Source organism: Deltaproteobacteria bacterium CG11_big_fil_rev_8_21_14_0_20_42_23 (assembly GCA_002796345.1).
In the GTDB taxonomy this organism is placed as follows: Bacteria; UBA10199; UBA10199; order 2-02-FULL-44-16; family 2-02-FULL-44-16; genus 1-14-0-20-42-23.
Map to the genome: position 1 here is coordinate 18,366 of PCXC01000081.1, position 17,651 is coordinate 36,016.

Sequence of the window (17,651 nt, forward strand, 5' to 3'; positions counted from 1 at the left end):
ATATACTTACGTAGACATAATACAGAAGGGAAGAGGGAATTGGGGGAACAAAAAGAAGAGAAGGGGGGTAAAGTCTCCAGGCTGGAGAAATAAAAAAAACACCGTATATCGCTATACGGTGTTTTGTGTTTTCAGCTTAAAAACGGGCTTAGATTTTAAGAGCAGCTTTCAAATCAGCTACCTTATCGGTGTTTTCCCACGTAAATGCTTCTCCGCTTCGTCCGAAGTGCCCACCAGAAGCCGTTTGTCTGTAGATGGGGCGCTTCAATTTCAACTGCTCAATAATAGCTGCGGGCTTCATACAGAACACTTCTTTTATTGCTGCAAGCAATTGTTTTGGATCTACTTTGCATGTATCGAAAGCATTAATCATCACAGAAACTGGTTCTGGATATCCGATAGCATAAGCAATTTGCACTTCGCATTTATCAACTACTTCAGAAGCCACAATATTTTTAGCAATGTAACGCGCCATATATGATGCGCTTCTGTCTACTTTGCTTGGGTCTTTGCCAGAGAAAGCGCCACCACCATGACTTCCAACACCACCGTAAGTATCAACAATGATTTTTCTTCCGGTAAGCCCACAATCTGCATGTGGTCCACCAAGAACAAAACGACCAGTTGGATTAATGAGGTATCGAGTTGAATCATCAAGCAATTCAGCAGGAATGCATTTTCGAATGACTTGCTCTTTTACTGCTTGCTGAAGTTCTTCATAAGAAACATCAGGGTCATGTTGCGTTGAAACAACAACCGTATCAATGTGAACTGGTTTGTCGTTTTCGTAACGAATGGTCACTTGGGCTTTTCCATCCGGTCTTAGAAATTTAAGGTCACCATTTTTTCTTGCTTCCGCTAAACGATTTGTAAGACGATGTGCAAACACAATAGGCATGGGCATCAGCTCTTGAGTTTCGTTACATGCATATCCAAACATTAAACCTTGATCGCCAGCGCCTTGCTCTTTGAAAACACCTTCACCAGCAGTTACTCCTTGAGAAATATCGGGAGACTGCTTGTCTACGCTTACAATCACTCCACACGTTTCCCAATCAAACCCCATGGCATGATGGCAATAGCCAATATCTTTGATAGTACCACGAACGATATCTGCATAACTAATTTGAGCATTTGCAGTAATTTCGCCAGCTATCATTGCAAATCCAGTGGTAACAAGTGTTTCACATGCCACGCGCGCATTTGGATCTTGTTCAAGAATCGCGTCGAGAATACTATCTGAAACTTGATCGGCAACTTTATCAGGATGTCCCTCAGTCACTGACTCAGAAGTGAATAAATAATCTAATTGTTCTGCCATCATAACCCCTTTTTTGTTTGCATGCGTTAAAAATGAATGGGCAGGAAGCTAGTAAAGATGGGGTACGGTGTCAAGCTAGGAATACCAAAAAAGGCCGTTGAAATGGCCTCTTTTATGGATTGGGGAAAGTAAGTCGTATCAAAGAATAGGGGGCTCAGGAACCACTGTTTTGCATGCTTTTTTCATGCGATCGCGCGACTTACGAAGTTGGGTTATAATTTTTTCAACAGCGCCATCGATGGAAGCATACATATCATGTTGTCTGTCTGTAGCTAGAAAATGTGAGCCGTCTGCTTCAAGGTTTATTTCTACAATGTGCTCAAGGTGTTCAACGTTAAAAATAACATGAACACTAATGGGACGATGAACGTATTTATTTATTTTTGTTAATTTTTCTGCAGTATGTTTTTTCAGGCCTTCGGTAGCATCTATATTTTGGAAAGTATAATGTGGTTTCATCTTATTCCCTTCGGCTTTTTAAGGAAAACGTCTTTTACGTTTCGACGATGGTTGAATGCCAAGCACCTCGCGATACTTTGCTACAGTTCTTCGAGCGATGTCAATGTTTTGGTGTTTTAAAAGATCTGAAATTTTTTGATCCGAGAGAGGTCTTTTTGCATCTTCACCTGAAACCATATCTTTGATCTTCGCCTTAACAGCTTCAGAAGCTACTCCGCCGCCTTCAACCATTTGAATAGAGCTATTGAAAAAATATTTAAGTTCGAAAATACCACGAGGTGAATGAACATATTTGTTTGTAGTAACACGACTAATAGTGGACTCATGCATTTCAATATCATCTGCAACTTCTTTAAGCGTAAGAGGCTTTAAACAATGCACACCATGATCAAAAAATTCTTTTTGAAATTTTACAATGCTCTTTGTAACTCGATAAAGTGTCCGTTGTCGCTGATGAATAGACTTGATAAGCCACGTTGCAGCTTTAAGCCTTTCTTGAATATAAGACTTTGTATCTCCATTCACCGAAGCACCTTTCATCATACTTTTTCTGTAGAGATTGCTAATTTGCAAACGCGGCAAACCATCTTCGTTGAGTGTAATCAAATATCCATCTTCTGTATTTTGAATGTAAACATCGGGAGTAATGTATTGAGCATTGTCAGGAGAGTAGGGCCTTCCTGGCTTTGGATCGAGTGAAGAAATAAGACGCGCGAGTTCTTGAATTTCTTCCAAAGAAAAACCCGTTTTTTTGTTAATGTTATGATAGTCGCGACGTTCGAGGTCGAGAAGGTAATCGTTGAGCAATAAACCAATTTTGGAGGTATCACTTACCAAGTGTTTTGCTTGGAGCAACAAACATTCTGTAAGTGATCTTGCAGCTACACCAATTGGATCAAATTCTTGAATGCGAGCTAAAACATGCTCAACAAAATGAAGTTCTTCTTTGGTTTTTTGTGCAATTTCTTCGCAACTCGTTGTGAGGTAGGCGTCTTCGTTGATATTTCCTATAATCTCGGTGCCAACTGCAACTTCTCGTTTATCAAAACTTCCCAGATGCAATTGCCACAAGAGGTGATCTTGCAAGGATTCTGTCTGGCGAATGAAGTTTTCGTAACTGGGCTGTTCGTCTGAGGAAGCAATGCTTTCCCTTTCACCCTTATAATCATTAGAACTGAAGCTATTAAGGTAGTTTTCCCAATCAAAATCAGCGGGCTCTTTAAATTCACCTTCTTTGGAGCCTACTTCATCGACGGTATGATCGTGGTGATTTTCCTGCTCTAAAGCCTTCTCACTTCGTTCGCTGGTATTTTCTTCTGATTTTGCTTCTTGAGGGTCTTCTGAGGCATTTTCTTCTAAAATGGGGTTTTCGAGCAATTCCTTCTGAATAAGGTCTGCAAGTTCAACTCGAGAAAGCTGAAGCAGCTTGATGGCCTGCTGCAGCTGCGGCGTTATAACCAGCGATTGACCTAATTTAAGACTCTGTTTTATCTCAAGTGCCATTTAAGGTATGATAAATGCAAAAATCTTCAAAGTCAAGATTTCGCAGTTTTCATCCCATTTTCTTTTTCGATGGTCACTTCCTGAGTTTTTTCAGCCTTTAGATCCACTCCACGCTTTTGGTCATTCCAGTTTTTTCGTTCTGCATTTGCCTTTGCGGCTTCAACAAAATGAACAAAAAGAGGATGCGGATTCATTGGTCTTGATTTGAATTCTGGATGAAATTGGCAAGCCAAAAACCAAGGATGATCGGCAAGCTCAACAATTTCTACCAAATTGGCGGGATCACACACACCAGAAATAACAAGTCCATTTTTTTCCAAAACTTCTTTATAGCTATTATTAAATTCATAGCGGTGACGATGGCGCTCTTCTATGTGCGATTCTCCGTAAGAAAGAGAGGCTTTAGTTTTTTTCTTCAAGCTGCAAGGGTAAGAGCCAAGTCGCATGGTGGCGCCTTTGTTATATACTGCTTTTTGTTCTTCCATGAGACTAATCACTGGATCTTTTGCATTGCTGTCAAACTCGAGGCTATTTGCTTTTGCAATACCGCAAACGTTTCGCGCAAACTCTATCACCGCAAGCTGCATTCCAAGGCAAATACCATAGAAGGGAACTTTGTTTTCTCGCGCATAACGAATTGCTTTAATTTTTCCTTCAACGCCTCTTTCTCCAAAACCTCCCGGAACAAGAATTCCATCTAAGTTTTCGAGAAGGGGTTCAAAAGCCTCAACTTGTAAATCTTCTGCGTCGATAAACTGTAATTTAACTTTTACCCCGTTCGCAATTCCGCCATGATAGAGCGCTTCGTTAAGACTTTTGTAGGAGTCTTCCAAATGAACATATTTTCCAACGATGCCGATGACCACTTCATCTTTAAGCGTCCTGATTTTTTTGGTAAGGTCTTCCCATGCCGAAAGATCGGGAGACTTTGTCCAAATACCAAGCAGTTCAACCACTTTTTCGTCGAGACCTTCGTGATGCAAACAAAGAGGAACATCATAAATATGTTCAACATCAATAGCAGTAATGACACACTCTTGAGAGATATTACAAAAGAGGGCAATTTTTGCTTTGATTTCTTGATCGAGGGGAACTTCAGAGCGGCATAAGAGTAAATCTGGTTGAATCCCAATTTCTCTCAGCTTTTGAACGCTGTGTTGCGTCGGTTTCGTTTTTACTTCGCCCGCAGACTTAATGTGGGGAACAAGCGTAAGGTGAACATATAAGGTGTTTTCTCTGCCAATATCAAAACGAAATTGTCTAATTGCTTCTAAGAATGGAAGGCTTTCAATATCACCAACGGTGCCGCCAATTTCAACCAGAGCAACATCTACGCCGATTGCAGCTTTCATAATAGAAGCTTTAATTTCGTCTGTAATATGAGGGATCACTTGAACTGTTCGTCCAAGATAATCACCGTGACGTTCTTTTCGAATAACGGAATCGTAAATTTTTCCGGATGTAAAGTTGGATAATTTTGAAGTGCGTGTAGTGGTGAAACGCTCATAGTGACCAAGATCAAGATCAGTTTCTGCGCCATCATCAGTGACAAAAACTTCACCGTGTTGAAAAGGACTCATGGTACCTGGATCAACATTGATGTAAGGATCCAACTTTTGAAGTGAAACAGTGAGGCCACGGCTTTCGAGGAGGGCGGCCATTGAAGCTGAAGCAATTCCTTTTCCAAGACTTGAAACAACTCCACCCGTGATAAAAATTATTTTTGTATTTTTCTGCCGTGACATTTTATTTCCTTTCGGTTTTTTCCATATAAACGAAGTCATCTTTACTCGTCAAGCAAGACAAAATTTCTTTTCACTCTGAACAAAAAAAATGGGAGGCAAGTGTGCCTCCCATTTTGAAACAGGATAAAAACAATTTAGCGTTTTGAAAATTGTGGACTCTTACGAGCTTTACGATGTCCAACTTTTCTTCTCTCTTTTTCACGTGCATCACGTGTAAGGTAACCATTTACTTTAAGTGGCTTGCGAAGATCTGGGTTCATGTTAATCAATGCTCTCGCAATACCATGACGAACTGCAGCAGCTTGACCAGAAAGTCCGCCACCATCAACGTTGATCATTGCATCAAATTTTCCAGTAGTGCCAGTAACGACAAAAGGTTGATTTGCAATAACGCTTAAAATTTTTCTGCCGAAATATTCTTCGATTGGTCTTTTATTAACGATAAGAGTTCCTTCCCCAGGAGAAACTCTAACGCGAGCGATAGAAGTTTTTCTTCTGCCTGTTGCAAGGAATTCAGTTTTCTTTTTATCTTTTGCAGTCAACGACATATGTATACCCATCTCCTTTAATTAAAGCGTAACTGTCTCAGGCATTTGTGATGCGTGAGGATGTTCTGTATCTGCGTAAACTTTTAATTTTGTCATCAAGCTTCTTGAAAGACTGTTTTTTGGAAGCATTCCCCAAACAGCATGTTTGATAAGCTCGTCTGGATGTCTTTCGATGCTTTCGCGAGCAGTTCTTTCTTTCAAACCACCTGGAAAACCACTGTGACGATACAATATTTTTTGGTCCCATTTATTTCCGGTAAGTTTTACCTTTGCGGCGTTTAAGACCACAACGAAATCACCAACATCCATATGAGGAGTGTAGGTTGGGCGATGTTTTCCGCGGAGCATATCTGCAATTTTGCTTGCAGCACGTCCAAGGACTTGATCTTCAAGATCAACGATAACCCAGTTTCGTTTGGTTTCATTCGGTTTTGCACAGAAGCATTTTTGTTGTTTCATGGTATCACTCTTCTTCAAAAAATTAATATCATCCTACAAGGCTGCGGGGTTTATAGAATTAGCCCTATGAAGTCAAGATTTATCCTTAACCTGCTTCAAAGTAAGTTATTTGGCCAAAAGGGCCATGAGGAACATGGGCTCAAAAGGAGGATTTAACTGAAAAACGCTCTAAAAGCCCAAATATTATGCCAAGAGCCTCTTTTACCTCGGCTTCTTGGGTTTCATGCCCAAAACTGAAGCGAATGGAACCTGCTGCATATTCCTTCGAAACACCCATGGCCCGCAACACATGAGAAGGGTTCAACTTCCCGCTTGTACAAGCTGAGCCTGAAGAAGCGCAGATTCCTTTTTCACTCAATGCCAAGAGAAATGACTCGGCCTCGATGCCAGGAAAACCAATGCTTGAAGTATTGCAAAGTCGTTGGCGTTTATCGCCATTTATTTTTGCTGAAGGAAAAGCGTTGAGTATTTCTGATTCGAAAAAATCTCGGAGCTGTTTAATTCTGATTCCTTCTTGAGCTCGTTTTGATTCTGCATGGCTTGCAGCCACTCCCATGCCTACAATAAGCGGAACGGCCTGAGTTCCAGACCTCTTGCCCATTTCCTGTCCGCCGCCAAAAAGAAGTGGCGTGAAAGGAGTTCCTCTTTTTACATACAAAGCCCCCACACCTTTTGGACCTTGAAACTTGTGAGCTGACACACTCAAATAATTTACAGCAAGATTGCTTAAGGAAATTTCAAGTTTACCCAAAACTTGAATAGCATCAACGTGCAAAGGAACTTGTTTTCGCTCGCAGAGCTGAGAAAATTTTTCAATGGGAAAAACAACTCCTGTTTCATTGTTTGCCCACATGATTGAAACGAGAGCAGTGTCTTCTGAGATGAGTGACTCAAGTTCAGCAAGATCGAGATGACCTTGTGCATCAACCGAAAGGTAACTAACGCGCACACCTTTTGTTTCGAGGTATGCGCAAAGTTTGAGAATGGAGGAATGTTCAACTTTTGTGGTGATGATATGTTGCTTCTTTTTATCTTGAGCTAAGGCAGAAAGAATTGCGGTGTTGTTTGCTTCCGTTCCGGAACCGGTGAAAACAAGTTCACTCACACGTTTTGCACCAACACTCTTTGCCACTTGTTCGCGAGCCTTTTCGAGGTGCCGTTCAAGCTGATGGCCAAACGCATGCAAGCTGTTGGGGTTGGCGTAAAGATCTCGGTAAAAGGGCAACATCGCCTCAAGTGCTTCTGGCAAAATACGAGTGGTTGCATTGCAGTCGAAGTAAAAAAGTCGTTCCATGCAAAGCTCATTAGTAAAAGAGAGCTCAAGTGCAAGGAAAAAGTTTTAGACTCTTCGGGCGTGAGTTGGAAGTTGGGAAGCTTCATCTTTTGAAGCAATATCTTGCGAAATAATCTCAACCATAGCTTGGGTATAGCCAAGAACTTTGGGAACATATTGTTGAGTCTCTCGGTAGGGGGGAATTTTATTTCCATATTTTTCCACGGCACCTTCGCCAGCATTATAACCAGCAACAGCAAGCTTCACATCTCCCTTAAATCGCTTCAAGAGCCAGGAAAGATATTTGGTTCCACCTTCGATATTTTGCGCCGGATCAAGAATGTTTTTCACTCCAAAACGGTGAGCTGTTGCGGGCATGAGTTGCATTAAACCCTTTGCACCAACTGGGGAAACGGCGTTTGATTTTGCATGTGACTCTTGAAGAATAACTCCGCAGATAAGTTCCACCGGCACGGAGTGACGTTTTGCTGCATCTTGAATAAGGGAAGCATATTTTGCCAGGCGTTTTGCGGAAGAAAGGCTGATATCTTTTGATTCCACTTGCTCAGAAAAGACAAATTCTTTTTTCTCAGTTGATGGAGAAGGATTGTCTTGAGTCTTGTTTTCTTTCACAGACTTGAGCTCTTGCTCAAATTGGCCAGAGCTTGCTTTACTGGGCTTGTGCTTCTTTTGGTACTCGAGGTACTTGTTGAAGCGCGTCGCAAAGTTATTTATTTGTCTCTCTTCTTGCTTCACCTTGAAACTCCTTCAGGGCACACTAAGCCCTTGTAAGGCTTATCGGTTTCTCTGCAGGCCCAAGTTGCGTTCAGTATAACAAAACTCAAGCTTTACACCAAGGAAGAGAAGCTAAGTCATGAAAAAGAAAAGAATTTCTAAATAACCTTTTGCTCCTGTTTGGACTTTTTATATTTCGCCAAGGCCAGAAGAGGAAAATAATGTCTATAACCATGATAGCGTATGTAAAAATGCCCCGGAAAACCTGTCCCAGTGTGGTATTCTTCATCCCACGCACCATATTCGTTTCGTGATTCCGAAAGATAGCGTGCAGCCTTATCTTTTCGGTGGGTTTCAGCCTGGTCTGAAGCAATCAAGGCCATGAGGGCCCATCCTGTTTGAGATGCGGTACTCTCTGGGCAAGGGACGAACTGTTTGAGGTCGTAGCTTTCGGTGGATTCACTAAATCCGCCATCTTCATTTTGGATAGAGTGCAACCAGGTGGTGGCTTTTTCCACTAAAGGGGTTAAGCTGGGGTCGTCCATCATCGAAAAAGCCGTGAGCACAGCCCAGGTTCCGTAGATATAATTTACACCCCATCTGGCAAACCAGGCTCCAAAACTTTCTTGTGTTCTTTTGAGGTAATCGACTCCTCTGCGAATAGGTTCGGCATCTTGCGAAAAACCGTAAGTGAGCAAAAGTTCGATCATACGTCCCGTAATGTCTGGAGTAGAAGGATCGAGACAAGCTCCATGGTCTGAAAATGGTATTTTGTTCAAAAGTTCTAAGTCATTATTTGTATCGAAGGCTCCCCAGCCGCCATCTTTATTTTGCATTGCCAGCAGCCAATTCAAAGCCCGATCACAGGCCGCTTTTTTCTCAGCTTGTGGAAGCTTGAGCTGCTTTAAAACGTGGAGGACTTCTATAGTGTCATCTACATCTGGGAAAAAATCATTTTCAAATTCAAACGCCCAACCACCAGGCTCAACATCTTTTTTACACTTCACTGCCCAGTCACCTTTAATTTCTGTAATTTGTTTTTTGAGCAACCATCTTCCTGTTTTTAAAAGAGCCGGATGATCTGACGGCACACCTGCTTCTAACAAAGCTACAATCATCCATGGAGTATCCCAAACGGGAGAAACACAACATTGTTGGTGCACGCGAAGCTTGTGATCGAGCTCTTTGTGTTCTTTCCAACTACTTGTTGCACTTACGCTAATGTGCTCATTGCGTTGACGAAGTTCGGAAGGGCGTATTTCACCATCGTCTCTCACTTCATCTGGAAGCGAAGGAAGCTCTGATTCAATATAATGTTGCTGAAACATTTTAAGGGCATCGAGAGGCTTTTGAATTTCAGGCTCGCTCACTGCATATCCAAGGGTATGATAGGCTATTACTGCATTTGCCAGCGCTGGATAAATATCTTCTACTTTTTCTACGTGATCCCAGATCCAGGTTTTTGCTTTTTTGAGTGAGAGTTTTCGAAGCGGTTTCAGCGGTGTTTTTTCAACAAACTTCAAAAATTTATCGATGTAGATGAAAAGATTTTCCGGAGAAAGTTTTCCCTTATCTGTTTTGTAACTAAAATCTCTGTTTTCACTTGAGTTGACATAAAGTTCATCTACATGAAATTTTTCATCAAGCACCTTGAGTGGTCGCAACGATAAAATAATGAGAAGGGGAACGATAGAAGCTCTTGCCCAACTAGAAAATTCGTAGATGTTAATGGGAAACCAGTCCGGCAGCAAAATTAACTCTACAGGCATAGAGGGGCAAGCCCACCACGGAACCTGGCCAAACCACGCCAAATGAATTTTGGTGAAGATTCTAGCTTTTTCAATGCCACCAGCCGAGAGAATATAAGCGCGAGCCTTTTGCAAAGCAGGATCATCGGGAGAAAAGCCTGCAAGCTTCAAGGCAAAATAGCATTCGATACTCGTGGAAAGATCTGCTTTCCCTTTATGCGACAATGACCAGGAGCCATCTTCACGCTGCACATCCAAAATTCTTCGCGCGATACCTGCCTGTGTGGTTTCATCAACACACTCAATAAAGTGCATGAGCATAATAAATTCAGCACCAATTTGCTCGTTGGCTTCAAGGCTAAACCACCAATAGCCGTCGCTGCGTTGAAGGCTAAGCATGTGGTTGATTGAGGTGTTAAGGTCTAAATTTTCTGCAAACTGTGCATATTCAGAAACAATTTTGGACTCTAAGGGAAGTTTGCGATCAAGGTTGGAAGACGAAGAAATATCCTGCATAAAAATCCTCACGAAAGGTTCAAGAAGTCAGGGTTTCTCGCATGATTTTTTGAAAATGTCGAGAAAAGAAATGGCCGTAAAGACCTGCAGATACAAGTTTAAAGCACTGGAATAACACCCCTCATCTTAGTGAGAAGAAAAGGGTGCTGAGATCCACAAAAGGGAAAGACGAAGAAAAGTGAACAAGGAATGAGGGGTATAAGATCCAAAAATGAGCAAAGGACGTCAACCCTTGAATCCTAACTCTAACATATATTAAGTCGCATAATATATATTATGTTAAACAATATATCGGAACTCTTCATATCTCTGCTTATCATTTAGAGTTTATACGTAAATTTAAGTTCTTCTAAAGTTTGAGAGCCTATCTCTATAACCCTTGTTCCACCCAGTTTTCCCGCCATACGGGTATAGAATCCGCGCCCGCTTTCATTGGCTTTAAGCACCCAGAGATAGCACGCATTATATCCAAGGCATTTTAGCTCGCTACAGGCCTTCAAAAATAAAGCCTTACCGAGGCCTTGACCTTGGAAGGTTTTGTCAATGTAGAGCGCGTAGATTTCACCACCTTCAAGATCTTCTCGAGGACTTCCATATCTTACGAAACCAATGATTTCATTTTTTTGCAGAGCAACAAAAGTACCTTGATCATGTTTCTTTTTCTGAAAAAAACTTTTCCACAGTTGAAGATAATACTCTACACGTAAGTTATCCAAGTAATCCGCAGAGACAATGCCTACATAGCTTTGCTGCCATACCTTCAAGTGAAGTTTTGCTAAATTGTTTAAGTGAGATGCGTCGGGTTTTTGGATGGTGAAGTTCAAAGTATCTTTCTGCATTTTTAAAAAAAAAAATTACGGATGTGTTTGTCCGATGGTTTCTAAACTTAAACCTTTTTCTTCGAAATATTTTTTTAATTCTTTGATCATTTTACTTTCAATTTGTCGCACACGTTCTTTGGTGATTCCATATTCGTCTGCAATATCTTGAAGTGTTTTTGGAAGTTCTGCTAATAAACGTTCTTGAAAAATATGTAGCTCTCGTTCGTTTAAATTTTTTGAAAATTCACTAAACATATTTTCAAGAATATTTTGCGACTGTTCATCTGCTAAAACTTCATCGGCAGGTTTTTCTTCAGCTGGAAGAAAATCTCTTAATTGCGCGGAGCTTTCATCACCTGATTTTGAACCAATGGGAGCCTCTAAGGCATACTCTGACTGCGTTAGCCGCTTTTCCATTTCGATGATATCTTTTTCACCTACACCAAGCTGCTTTGAAAGCACCGCTGGCGTTGCAGCAAACCCCATGGCTTCGATTTTTTCTTTTTCACGAATGAGATTGTAAAATAATTTCTTTTGCGTTTTGGTGGTTCCGATTTTTACAAGACGAAAATTGTCAACGATGTATTTGAGAATATAAGATTTAATCCACCACTGAGCATAATAACCAAGCCTAGCACCTTTATCTGGATCGTAGGTTTTTACAGCCTTGAGAAGACCAAGATTTCCTTCTTGAAGTAAGTCCAAAACATTTTGATAAGCTGAGCGATACTCAAGAGCAATTTTTGCTACAAGCCGCAAATGTGACATGACCAATTTTTTTGCAGCCTCAACATCGGCAGTTTCACGATAGCGTTTGAAGAGATCTTTTTCTTCCTGCTCGGTAAGCATGAGATAGGCATGAACTTCACGAAGATACTTTGACAATTCACTTTGTTTTGCCAACGTACCAAAAGATGTGGGAAGATTTTTCTTTTTGTCTTTCATGATCGCAAAATTACTGTTCGCACACGTGATGTCCAGCTTTAAAAACACCCTTCACCTTTCCCTGTAATCTCCACTCTTTCTGTGGAGCGTTTCTGGAACGAGATGCAAAATGTGTACTTTGAAGGGTGTACTCCTCATCCAGATCAATGAGACAGATGTCAGCATTGGCACCAACTTGCAGGCTGCCCTTCCCTTTCAAACCATAGATTCGAGCAGGCGATGCAGTGAGGGCATCGAGGGCACGTTTTAGGCTTAGTTTTTTCTCTTTCACAAGGGTGAACACAATAAGACTTGCTACATCTATACTTGAAGCTCCAAAGGGAGAAAAATCAAAACCATGTTCTTTATCAGTAACAGCATGAGGCTCGTGATTGCTCACTACAATATCGAGCGTTCCATCATTTAAGGCCGCCAGCAAAGCCTCTTGATCTCGTTGTGTGCGAAGAGGTGGATATATTTTTGAGTTAGGATTGTAATCACACAAGGCTTCATCTGTAAGAAAAAGATGGTAAGCCGAAACACCTGCAGTTACTTGTACACCTTGCTTTTTTGCTTTTCGAATCAGATCAACACCTGCGGCAGAACTTACGTGTGCAACATGCAGCTTTGATCCGGTGAGAGCAGCAAGCATTAAATCTCGAGAAAGCAAAATTTCTTCACTTAAGGCCGGCATTCCTTTTAGGCCAAGTCGCGTAGAAACATTTCCTTCGTGCATCACACCATCAACGCAAAGCGTTTTATCGTAACCCGTAGAAAGAATGGGAAGATTAAAGCTTAAGGCATATTCCATTGCTCTTCTTAGCATTCCACTTGAAAGTGTCTCGGCAGTATACAGGTGAGAAAGCGCTACAGCACCGCTTTGAGAAAGATCACCAATATCTGCCATCTGTTTTGCTTCATGATTTTTGGTAAGAGCTGCAATGGGAAAAACATCAACAAGCCCAATCTCCTTTGCTCTTGAAATAATGTAAGCATTTGTTGAAGCGTTGTCGTTTACAGGAGAAGTTTTTGGCGTACAGCAAACTGAAGTATATCCAGCTTTGTTGGCAGCTTGAGAAAAACTTCGAAGATCTTCTTTATATTCAAAACCAGGTTCGCCGCAATGAGCGTATCCATCTATGAATCCGGGGAATACATGCAAACCGTTTGCATCAAAAATTTTTTCTGATTTTTGTGGAGTATATTTTTCTTCAAGCGCAAGAATTTTTCCTTTTTCGATCACAAGATTTAGTTTTTTCTCTGATTGTTGTGAAGGATCAAATACTTTTCCGTTTATAATCACGCACTTCATTTTTTTTTCACTTTCTAAGCTTTCGCCTGAAAATATTATTGTGCAGTCTCGTCATGGGTTCCCATGAGTAAGTAAAGAAGCGCCATTCTAATCGCAACTCCATTTGTTACCTGGGGAAGGATAACAGAACGAGGACCATCAATGACAGACTGGGCAAGTTCTACACCTCTGTTTACGGGACCTGGATGCATAATGATTAAATCATTTTTTGCGCCTTTTAATTTTTCATCATCAATTCCAAAATATTTTGCGTATTCGAGATCGTTTGGAAAATATTGCTCTCCCATTCTTTCGCGTTGAATACGAAGCGCCATCAACACATCAAGTTCGGGAATTATTTCTTCTGTATTTGTTACCACAGTTACATTGTATTGCTCTAACCCTGGAGGCATCAATGTTGGCGGGCCAGAAACAAACACTTCCATTCCCATGCGCGAAAATAAAATCATATTACTTCGTGCAACACGCGAATGAGCGATGTCGCCCACAATAGCAACTTTTAAGCCTTTTACTTTTTTCTTCTTTTCTTTGATCGTAAACAAATCGAGCAACGCCTGAGTTGGGTGTTCGTGAGCACCATCTCCTGCATTAATAACATGGCCGGAAACAAGCTCTGATGCTAGCTTTGCTGCCCCAGACTGACCATGACGAATAATCCACACATCAGGATTCATCGCTTCAATATTCAGCAGAGTATCGTTGAGGCTTTCCCCTTTTTTGGACATGGCACTTCCTGAAGCTGAGAAATTTAAGATATCTGCCGAGAGTCGTTTTTCCGCAACCTCAAAAGACATGCGGGTTCGTGTAGAGGTTTCGAAGAAACAATTAACTACTGTTTTTCCACGAAGCGTTGGAACTTTTTTAATTTCACGTTCAGAAATATCTTTAAAACTTTCTGCAGTGCTTAGAATAAGCTCTACATCTGCGTTTGAAAGATTATTAATAGAGAGAAGATGGCGGCAAGATAAGTTGCTCATGAAATATCCTATGTGGTTTTGATGCTCACCTGGTTAATATTGTCCGTTTCTTGAAACATGACTTTTACATTTTCGTTTGAAGTGGTTTCAATTTTTTTGGCAACATACTCTGCTTGAATGGGAAGTTCTCGCCAGCCACGGTCAACCATCACCATCAGTTTTACAAAACGTGGACGACCATAATCAAGCAAGGCATCCAACGCCGAGCACACGGTTCTGCCAGTGTACAGCACATCATCAACCAAAATAATTCCGCGACCGTTAATGGAAAATGGAAGCTCAGTCTTTTTTACGCAGGGTTGTTCGCCCACTTCTGAAAGATCATCACGATAAAGATTGATGTCGAGCATTCCCACTTCAATAGGTTTACCTTGCACAGCTTCAATTTTTTTTGCTAACCATGTGGCAAGAGGAACGCCTCTTGTTCGAATCCCAACAAGAGAAACATTGTCTGTTCCATCTTCAACAATTTTACGGGCTATCATATCGATAGCTTGATCCATCTGGCTTTCGCTCATCAAGAGGCGCGCGGTCATAAGAACTCCTTCGTGATGCTCATCTTTGGCTTTTTGCAAAAGCCAAAAAACATGAACGTAGTTAAAAAAAAGCCTCCCTCGTCAAGCCAGGGAGGCAAAACTTACAGCTGCTGATTTTTCCATCGTATTCGTACATTTTCGGGTGCTGATCTTGTCGATCTGAAGCTGAATGTCAACGGCTAATTGGCAAAAGGCTGCTTTTTATCTAATCATCCGCCCAAACTCGTGCCAGCGAATGCCACCTTGATCGCGATCGAGAGAAAGCCAAACAAACAACGCCTTTCCCTTCAAGTTTTCGATGGGCACAAAGCCCCATTCTCGGCTATCTCTGGAGTTATCCCTGTTATCGCCCATCACAAAGAGATGGCCCTCGGGGACAGTGATTTCGCGCTCTTCCCGGCCAACATACTTTTCGTATTGCACAACGTATTTCTTGCCATCGAAGTACTCTTCGTAAAAATCAAAATCATTCCATCCGGAAACATAGGGAATGCGTCTGATATCACCATTTTTGAGTTCGAGGACACGCTTACTGCTTAAAGCCTGGCTCACCTCAAGCTTCTTTCTTTGAAGCTGTTGCCCATTCAGATATACTTCACTGCCACGAAGTGTAATCTTGTCACCCGGAAGACCAATAACGCGCTTAATATAGTCGAGGCTTTCATCTTCTGGATAAATGAACACGATCACGTCTCCATGATGAGGAACTCCGTGATCGATGAGACGATATTTTGTAAAAGGAACACGAACACCATAAGCAAACTTATTCACAAAAATATGATCTCCAATTGAAAGCGTTGGAATCATCGAGCCGCTTGGAATTTTGAAGGCTTCAACCACAAACGCACGCACCACAAAGGCTACAAGGCCGGCAATGATAAGCGCCTCAGCATATTCACGAAATTTGCTTTTCTTTTTCATGTTCATCCTTACTTTTTGGTTGAGAGTACACTTCGAAAAGCTTCTTGTGGAATTTCTACACTTCCCACTTGTTTCATTCTTTTCTTTCCAGCTTTTTGTTTTTCGAGGAGCTTTCTTTTTCGAGTTATATCTCCGCCGTAGCATTTTGCAGTTACATCTTTTCTCATTGCCTTCACGGTTTCTCGCGCAATAATTTTTGCACCGACAGCGGCTTGTATCGCAACATCATACATTTGCCGCGGGATGATGTCTTTCATTCTTGCAACAAGGTCTCTTCCTCTCCGTTGGGCTTCGTCTCTGTGGACAATAATGGACAAGGCATCGACGTTATCTCCGTTGATAAGAACACTCAATTTTACAAGTGGAGCAGCTCTGTATTCTCTTAATTCATAATCCAGTGAAGCATATCCGCGTGATGCAGATTTGAGTTGATCGTAAAAATCTACCATCAGCTCACTAAAGGGCAAAAGATACTGAACCATCACTCGGTCGCGACCAAAATATTCCATGTGCTGCTGCTCGCCACGCTTGGTTTGACACAACCCAAGAATACCTCCCAAATATTCTGAGGGAGTATGAACGGTGACCAACACATATGGTTCTAAAATTTGGCTAATTTCTGAAGGATCGGGAAGTTTGGCAGGACTATGAACTTCAAGTTCTTTTCCGCTATGGGTTTCCACCTTGTAGACAACCGTTGGTGCAGTGGAAATAAGATTGATGTTGTATTCGCGCTCGAGACGTTCTTGAACAATTTCGATGTGAAGTGAACCTAAGAAGCCGCAACGAAATCCAAAACCAAGTGCTAAAGAAGTTTCGGGCTCGAAGGTAAACGCCGCATCATTGAGTTTTAATTTTTCAAGTGCCTCGCGCAAATCTTCGTACTGCGCGGAATCTACGGGATACAAACCTGCAAACACCATCGACTTTACTTCTTGAAAACCTTTCAAAGGATTTGCAGCGGGACGATCTAGAGAAGTAATGGTATCTCCAATTTGCGCATCAACCACGTCTTTAATATTAGCAACAACAAAACCTACTTCACCAGCTGTGAGTTCATTAATCTCCTTCGGAAGCGGCGTAAATTGGCCAAGCTTTAACACTTCAAAACTTTTTCCCAAATGCATGAAGTGCACTTTCATGCCTTTGGCAATTTTTCCTTCCACTACTCTGGCCAGTACCACCACACCTTGGTAGACATCGAACCAGCTGTCGAAAATGAGAGCACGAAGCGGTTCTTCTTCACTTCCTTTTGGAGGTGGAAGAAAATTCACAATGCCTTCAAGCAAATCTTTTACTCCAGCTCCAGTTTTTGCAGAAACAGGAATGGCAAGAGATGCATCAATACCAAGGGTTTCCTCAATTTCTTCTTTTACTCGTTCAACATCGGCACTTGGCAAATCGATTTTATTTATGACGGGGATGATCTCTAAATTTCCCGCCATGGCAATGAGAGCATTGGCAATAGTTTGCGCTTGCACACCTTGCGTAGCATCAACAATGAGAAGAGCGCCTTCACATGCTTGAAGTGAACGTGAAACTTCGTAGTGAAAGTCAACATGGCCCGGAGTATCAATAAGATTGAGCACATACTTTTCACCAGCAAGTGAAGTGTAAGGCAAAGTTACCGTTTGCGCTTTAATGGTTATCCCTCGCTCGCGTTCAATATCCATCTGGTCTAAGAACTGTTCTCGCTTTTCACGATCGCTCACAGCGCCTGTTATGTCCAAAATTCGATCGGCAAGTGTAGACTTTCCATGATCAATATGAGCAATAATTGAAAAATTTCGTATATGATTTTTATCCATAGAGAAAATACTTGATTACGGAAATTCGTAACTGATGTGAAGAGA

Annotated in this window: 16 protein-coding genes; all 16 read right to left on the bottom strand. The window is 41.5% G+C overall.

Annotation, left to right across the window (positions count from 1 at the left end; translation table 11 throughout):
- Positions 1–148: 148 nt before the first annotated feature.
- Positions 149–1,321 carry a methionine adenosyltransferase gene (locus COV43_09280; protein PIR24589.1) on the bottom strand — a complete coding sequence of 391 codons (1,173 nt, stop codon included), beginning with the start codon at positions 1,319–1,321 and terminating at the stop codon, positions 149–151.
- A gap of 138 nt (positions 1,322–1,459) precedes the next feature.
- Entirely contained in the window at positions 1,460–1,780 is a 321-nt protein-coding gene (gene raiA, locus COV43_09285; GenBank protein PIR24590.1) for a ribosomal subunit interface protein, read from the bottom strand.
- Positions 1,781–1,798: 18 nt separating this feature from the next.
- A complete protein-coding gene (gene rpoN / locus COV43_09290) occupies positions 1,799–3,283 on the bottom strand; it encodes an RNA polymerase sigma-54 factor (GenBank protein PIR24591.1) in 1,485 nt (494 codons plus the stop codon).
- A 32-nt stretch (positions 3,284–3,315) separates the two neighbouring features.
- Positions 3,316–5,028 (bottom strand): CTP synthetase, encoded by a 1,713-nt coding sequence (gene pyrG / locus COV43_09295; GenBank protein PIR24592.1) that lies wholly within the window; start codon positions 5,026–5,028, stop codon positions 3,316–3,318.
- A 134-nt stretch (positions 5,029–5,162) separates the two neighbouring features.
- Entirely contained in the window at positions 5,163–5,576 is a 414-nt protein-coding gene (locus COV43_09300) for a 30S ribosomal protein S9 (protein ID PIR24593.1), read from the bottom strand.
- 21 nt (positions 5,577–5,597) lie between these two features.
- Positions 5,598–6,035, bottom strand: a complete 438-nt coding sequence (locus COV43_09305; GenBank protein ID PIR24594.1) for a 50S ribosomal protein L13 — start codon at positions 6,033–6,035, stop codon at positions 5,598–5,600.
- A 139-nt stretch (positions 6,036–6,174) separates the two neighbouring features.
- A complete protein-coding gene (locus COV43_09310; protein ID PIR24595.1) occupies positions 6,175–7,329 on the bottom strand; it encodes a cysteine desulfurase NifS in 1,155 nt (384 codons plus the stop codon).
- Positions 7,330–7,374: 45 nt separating this feature from the next.
- Positions 7,375–8,064, bottom strand: coding sequence for a hypothetical protein (locus tag COV43_09315; protein PIR24596.1), 690 nt, complete (start codon positions 8,062–8,064; stop codon positions 7,375–7,377).
- A gap of 137 nt (positions 8,065–8,201) precedes the next feature.
- Positions 8,202–10,307, bottom strand: a complete 2,106-nt coding sequence (locus COV43_09320) for a squalene-hopene cyclase (protein PIR24597.1) — start codon at positions 10,305–10,307, stop codon at positions 8,202–8,204.
- Positions 10,308–10,627: 320 nt separating this feature from the next.
- Positions 10,628–11,146, bottom strand: coding sequence for a hypothetical protein (locus COV43_09325; protein PIR24598.1), 519 nt, complete (start codon positions 11,144–11,146; stop codon positions 10,628–10,630).
- A 15-nt stretch (positions 11,147–11,161) separates the two neighbouring features.
- A complete protein-coding gene (locus tag COV43_09330; protein ID PIR24599.1) occupies positions 11,162–12,073 on the bottom strand; it encodes an RNA polymerase subunit sigma-70 in 912 nt (303 codons plus the stop codon).
- Positions 12,074–12,083: 10 nt separating this feature from the next.
- On the bottom strand, positions 12,084–13,364 hold the full coding sequence (locus COV43_09335; GenBank protein PIR24600.1) for a dihydroorotase: 1,281 nt from the start codon (positions 13,362–13,364) through the stop codon (positions 12,084–12,086).
- Between the two features lie 35 nt (positions 13,365–13,399).
- Positions 13,400–14,341: an aspartate carbamoyltransferase gene (locus COV43_09340; protein ID PIR24601.1), complete on the bottom strand. Its 942-nt coding sequence runs from the start codon at positions 14,339–14,341 to the stop codon at positions 13,400–13,402.
- An 8-nt stretch (positions 14,342–14,349) separates the two neighbouring features.
- Positions 14,350–14,877 carry a bifunctional pyr operon transcriptional regulator/uracil phosphoribosyltransferase gene (locus COV43_09345; protein ID PIR24602.1) on the bottom strand — a complete coding sequence of 176 codons (528 nt, stop codon included), beginning with the start codon at positions 14,875–14,877 and terminating at the stop codon, positions 14,350–14,352.
- A gap of 201 nt (positions 14,878–15,078) precedes the next feature.
- Positions 15,079–15,804 carry a signal peptidase I gene (gene lepB / locus COV43_09350; protein PIR24603.1) on the bottom strand — a complete coding sequence of 242 codons (726 nt, stop codon included), beginning with the start codon at positions 15,802–15,804 and terminating at the stop codon, positions 15,079–15,081.
- 2 nt (positions 15,805–15,806) lie between these two features.
- The gene (locus tag COV43_09355; protein ID PIR24604.1) at positions 15,807–17,606 is read right to left on the bottom strand and encodes an elongation factor 4; all 1,800 of its coding nucleotides are present in this window, start codon (positions 17,604–17,606) and stop codon (positions 15,807–15,809) included.
- Between the last annotated feature and the right edge of the window lie 45 nt (positions 17,607–17,651).

What these genes read in the sequence shown, in the direction of transcription:
- COV43_09280 (PIR24589.1), bottom strand. Translation starts at nt 1,321, where the DNA reads ATGGCAGAACAATTAGATTATTTATTCACTTCTGAGTCAGTGACTGAG.
- raiA (PIR24590.1), bottom strand. Translation starts at nt 1,780, where the DNA reads ATGAAACCACATTATACTTTCCAAAATATAGATGCTACCGAAGGCCTG.
- rpoN (PIR24591.1), bottom strand. Translation starts at nt 3,283, where the DNA reads ATGGCACTTGAGATAAAACAGAGTCTTAAATTAGGTCAATCGCTGGTT.
- pyrG (PIR24592.1), bottom strand. Translation starts at nt 5,028, where the DNA reads ATGTCACGGCAGAAAAATACAAAAATAATTTTTATCACGGGTGGAGTT.
- COV43_09300 (PIR24593.1), bottom strand. Translation starts at nt 5,576, where the DNA reads ATGTCGTTGACTGCAAAAGATAAAAAGAAAACTGAATTCCTTGCAACA.
- COV43_09305 (PIR24594.1), bottom strand. Translation starts at nt 6,035, where the DNA reads ATGAAACAACAAAAATGCTTCTGTGCAAAACCGAATGAAACCAAACGA.
- COV43_09310 (PIR24595.1), bottom strand. Translation starts at nt 7,329, where the DNA reads ATGGAACGACTTTTTTACTTCGACTGCAATGCAACCACTCGTATTTTG.
- COV43_09320 (PIR24597.1), bottom strand. Translation starts at nt 10,307, where the DNA reads ATGCAGGATATTTCTTCGTCTTCCAACCTTGATCGCAAACTTCCCTTA.
- COV43_09325 (PIR24598.1), bottom strand. Translation starts at nt 11,146, where the DNA reads ATGCAGAAAGATACTTTGAACTTCACCATCCAAAAACCCGACGCATCT.
- COV43_09330 (PIR24599.1), bottom strand. Translation starts at nt 12,073, where the DNA reads ATGAAAGACAAAAAGAAAAATCTTCCCACATCTTTTGGTACGTTGGCA.
- COV43_09335 (PIR24600.1), bottom strand. Translation starts at nt 13,364, where the DNA reads ATGAAGTGCGTGATTATAAACGGAAAAGTATTTGATCCTTCACAACAA.
- COV43_09340 (PIR24601.1), bottom strand. Translation starts at nt 14,341, where the DNA reads ATGAGCAACTTATCTTGCCGCCATCTTCTCTCTATTAATAATCTTTCA.
- COV43_09345 (PIR24602.1), bottom strand. Translation starts at nt 14,877, where the DNA reads ATGACCGCGCGCCTCTTGATGAGCGAAAGCCAGATGGATCAAGCTATC.
- lepB (PIR24603.1), bottom strand. Translation starts at nt 15,804, where the DNA reads ATGAACATGAAAAAGAAAAGCAAATTTCGTGAATATGCTGAGGCGCTT.
- COV43_09355 (PIR24604.1), bottom strand. Translation starts at nt 17,606, where the DNA reads ATGGATAAAAATCATATACGAAATTTTTCAATTATTGCTCATATTGAT.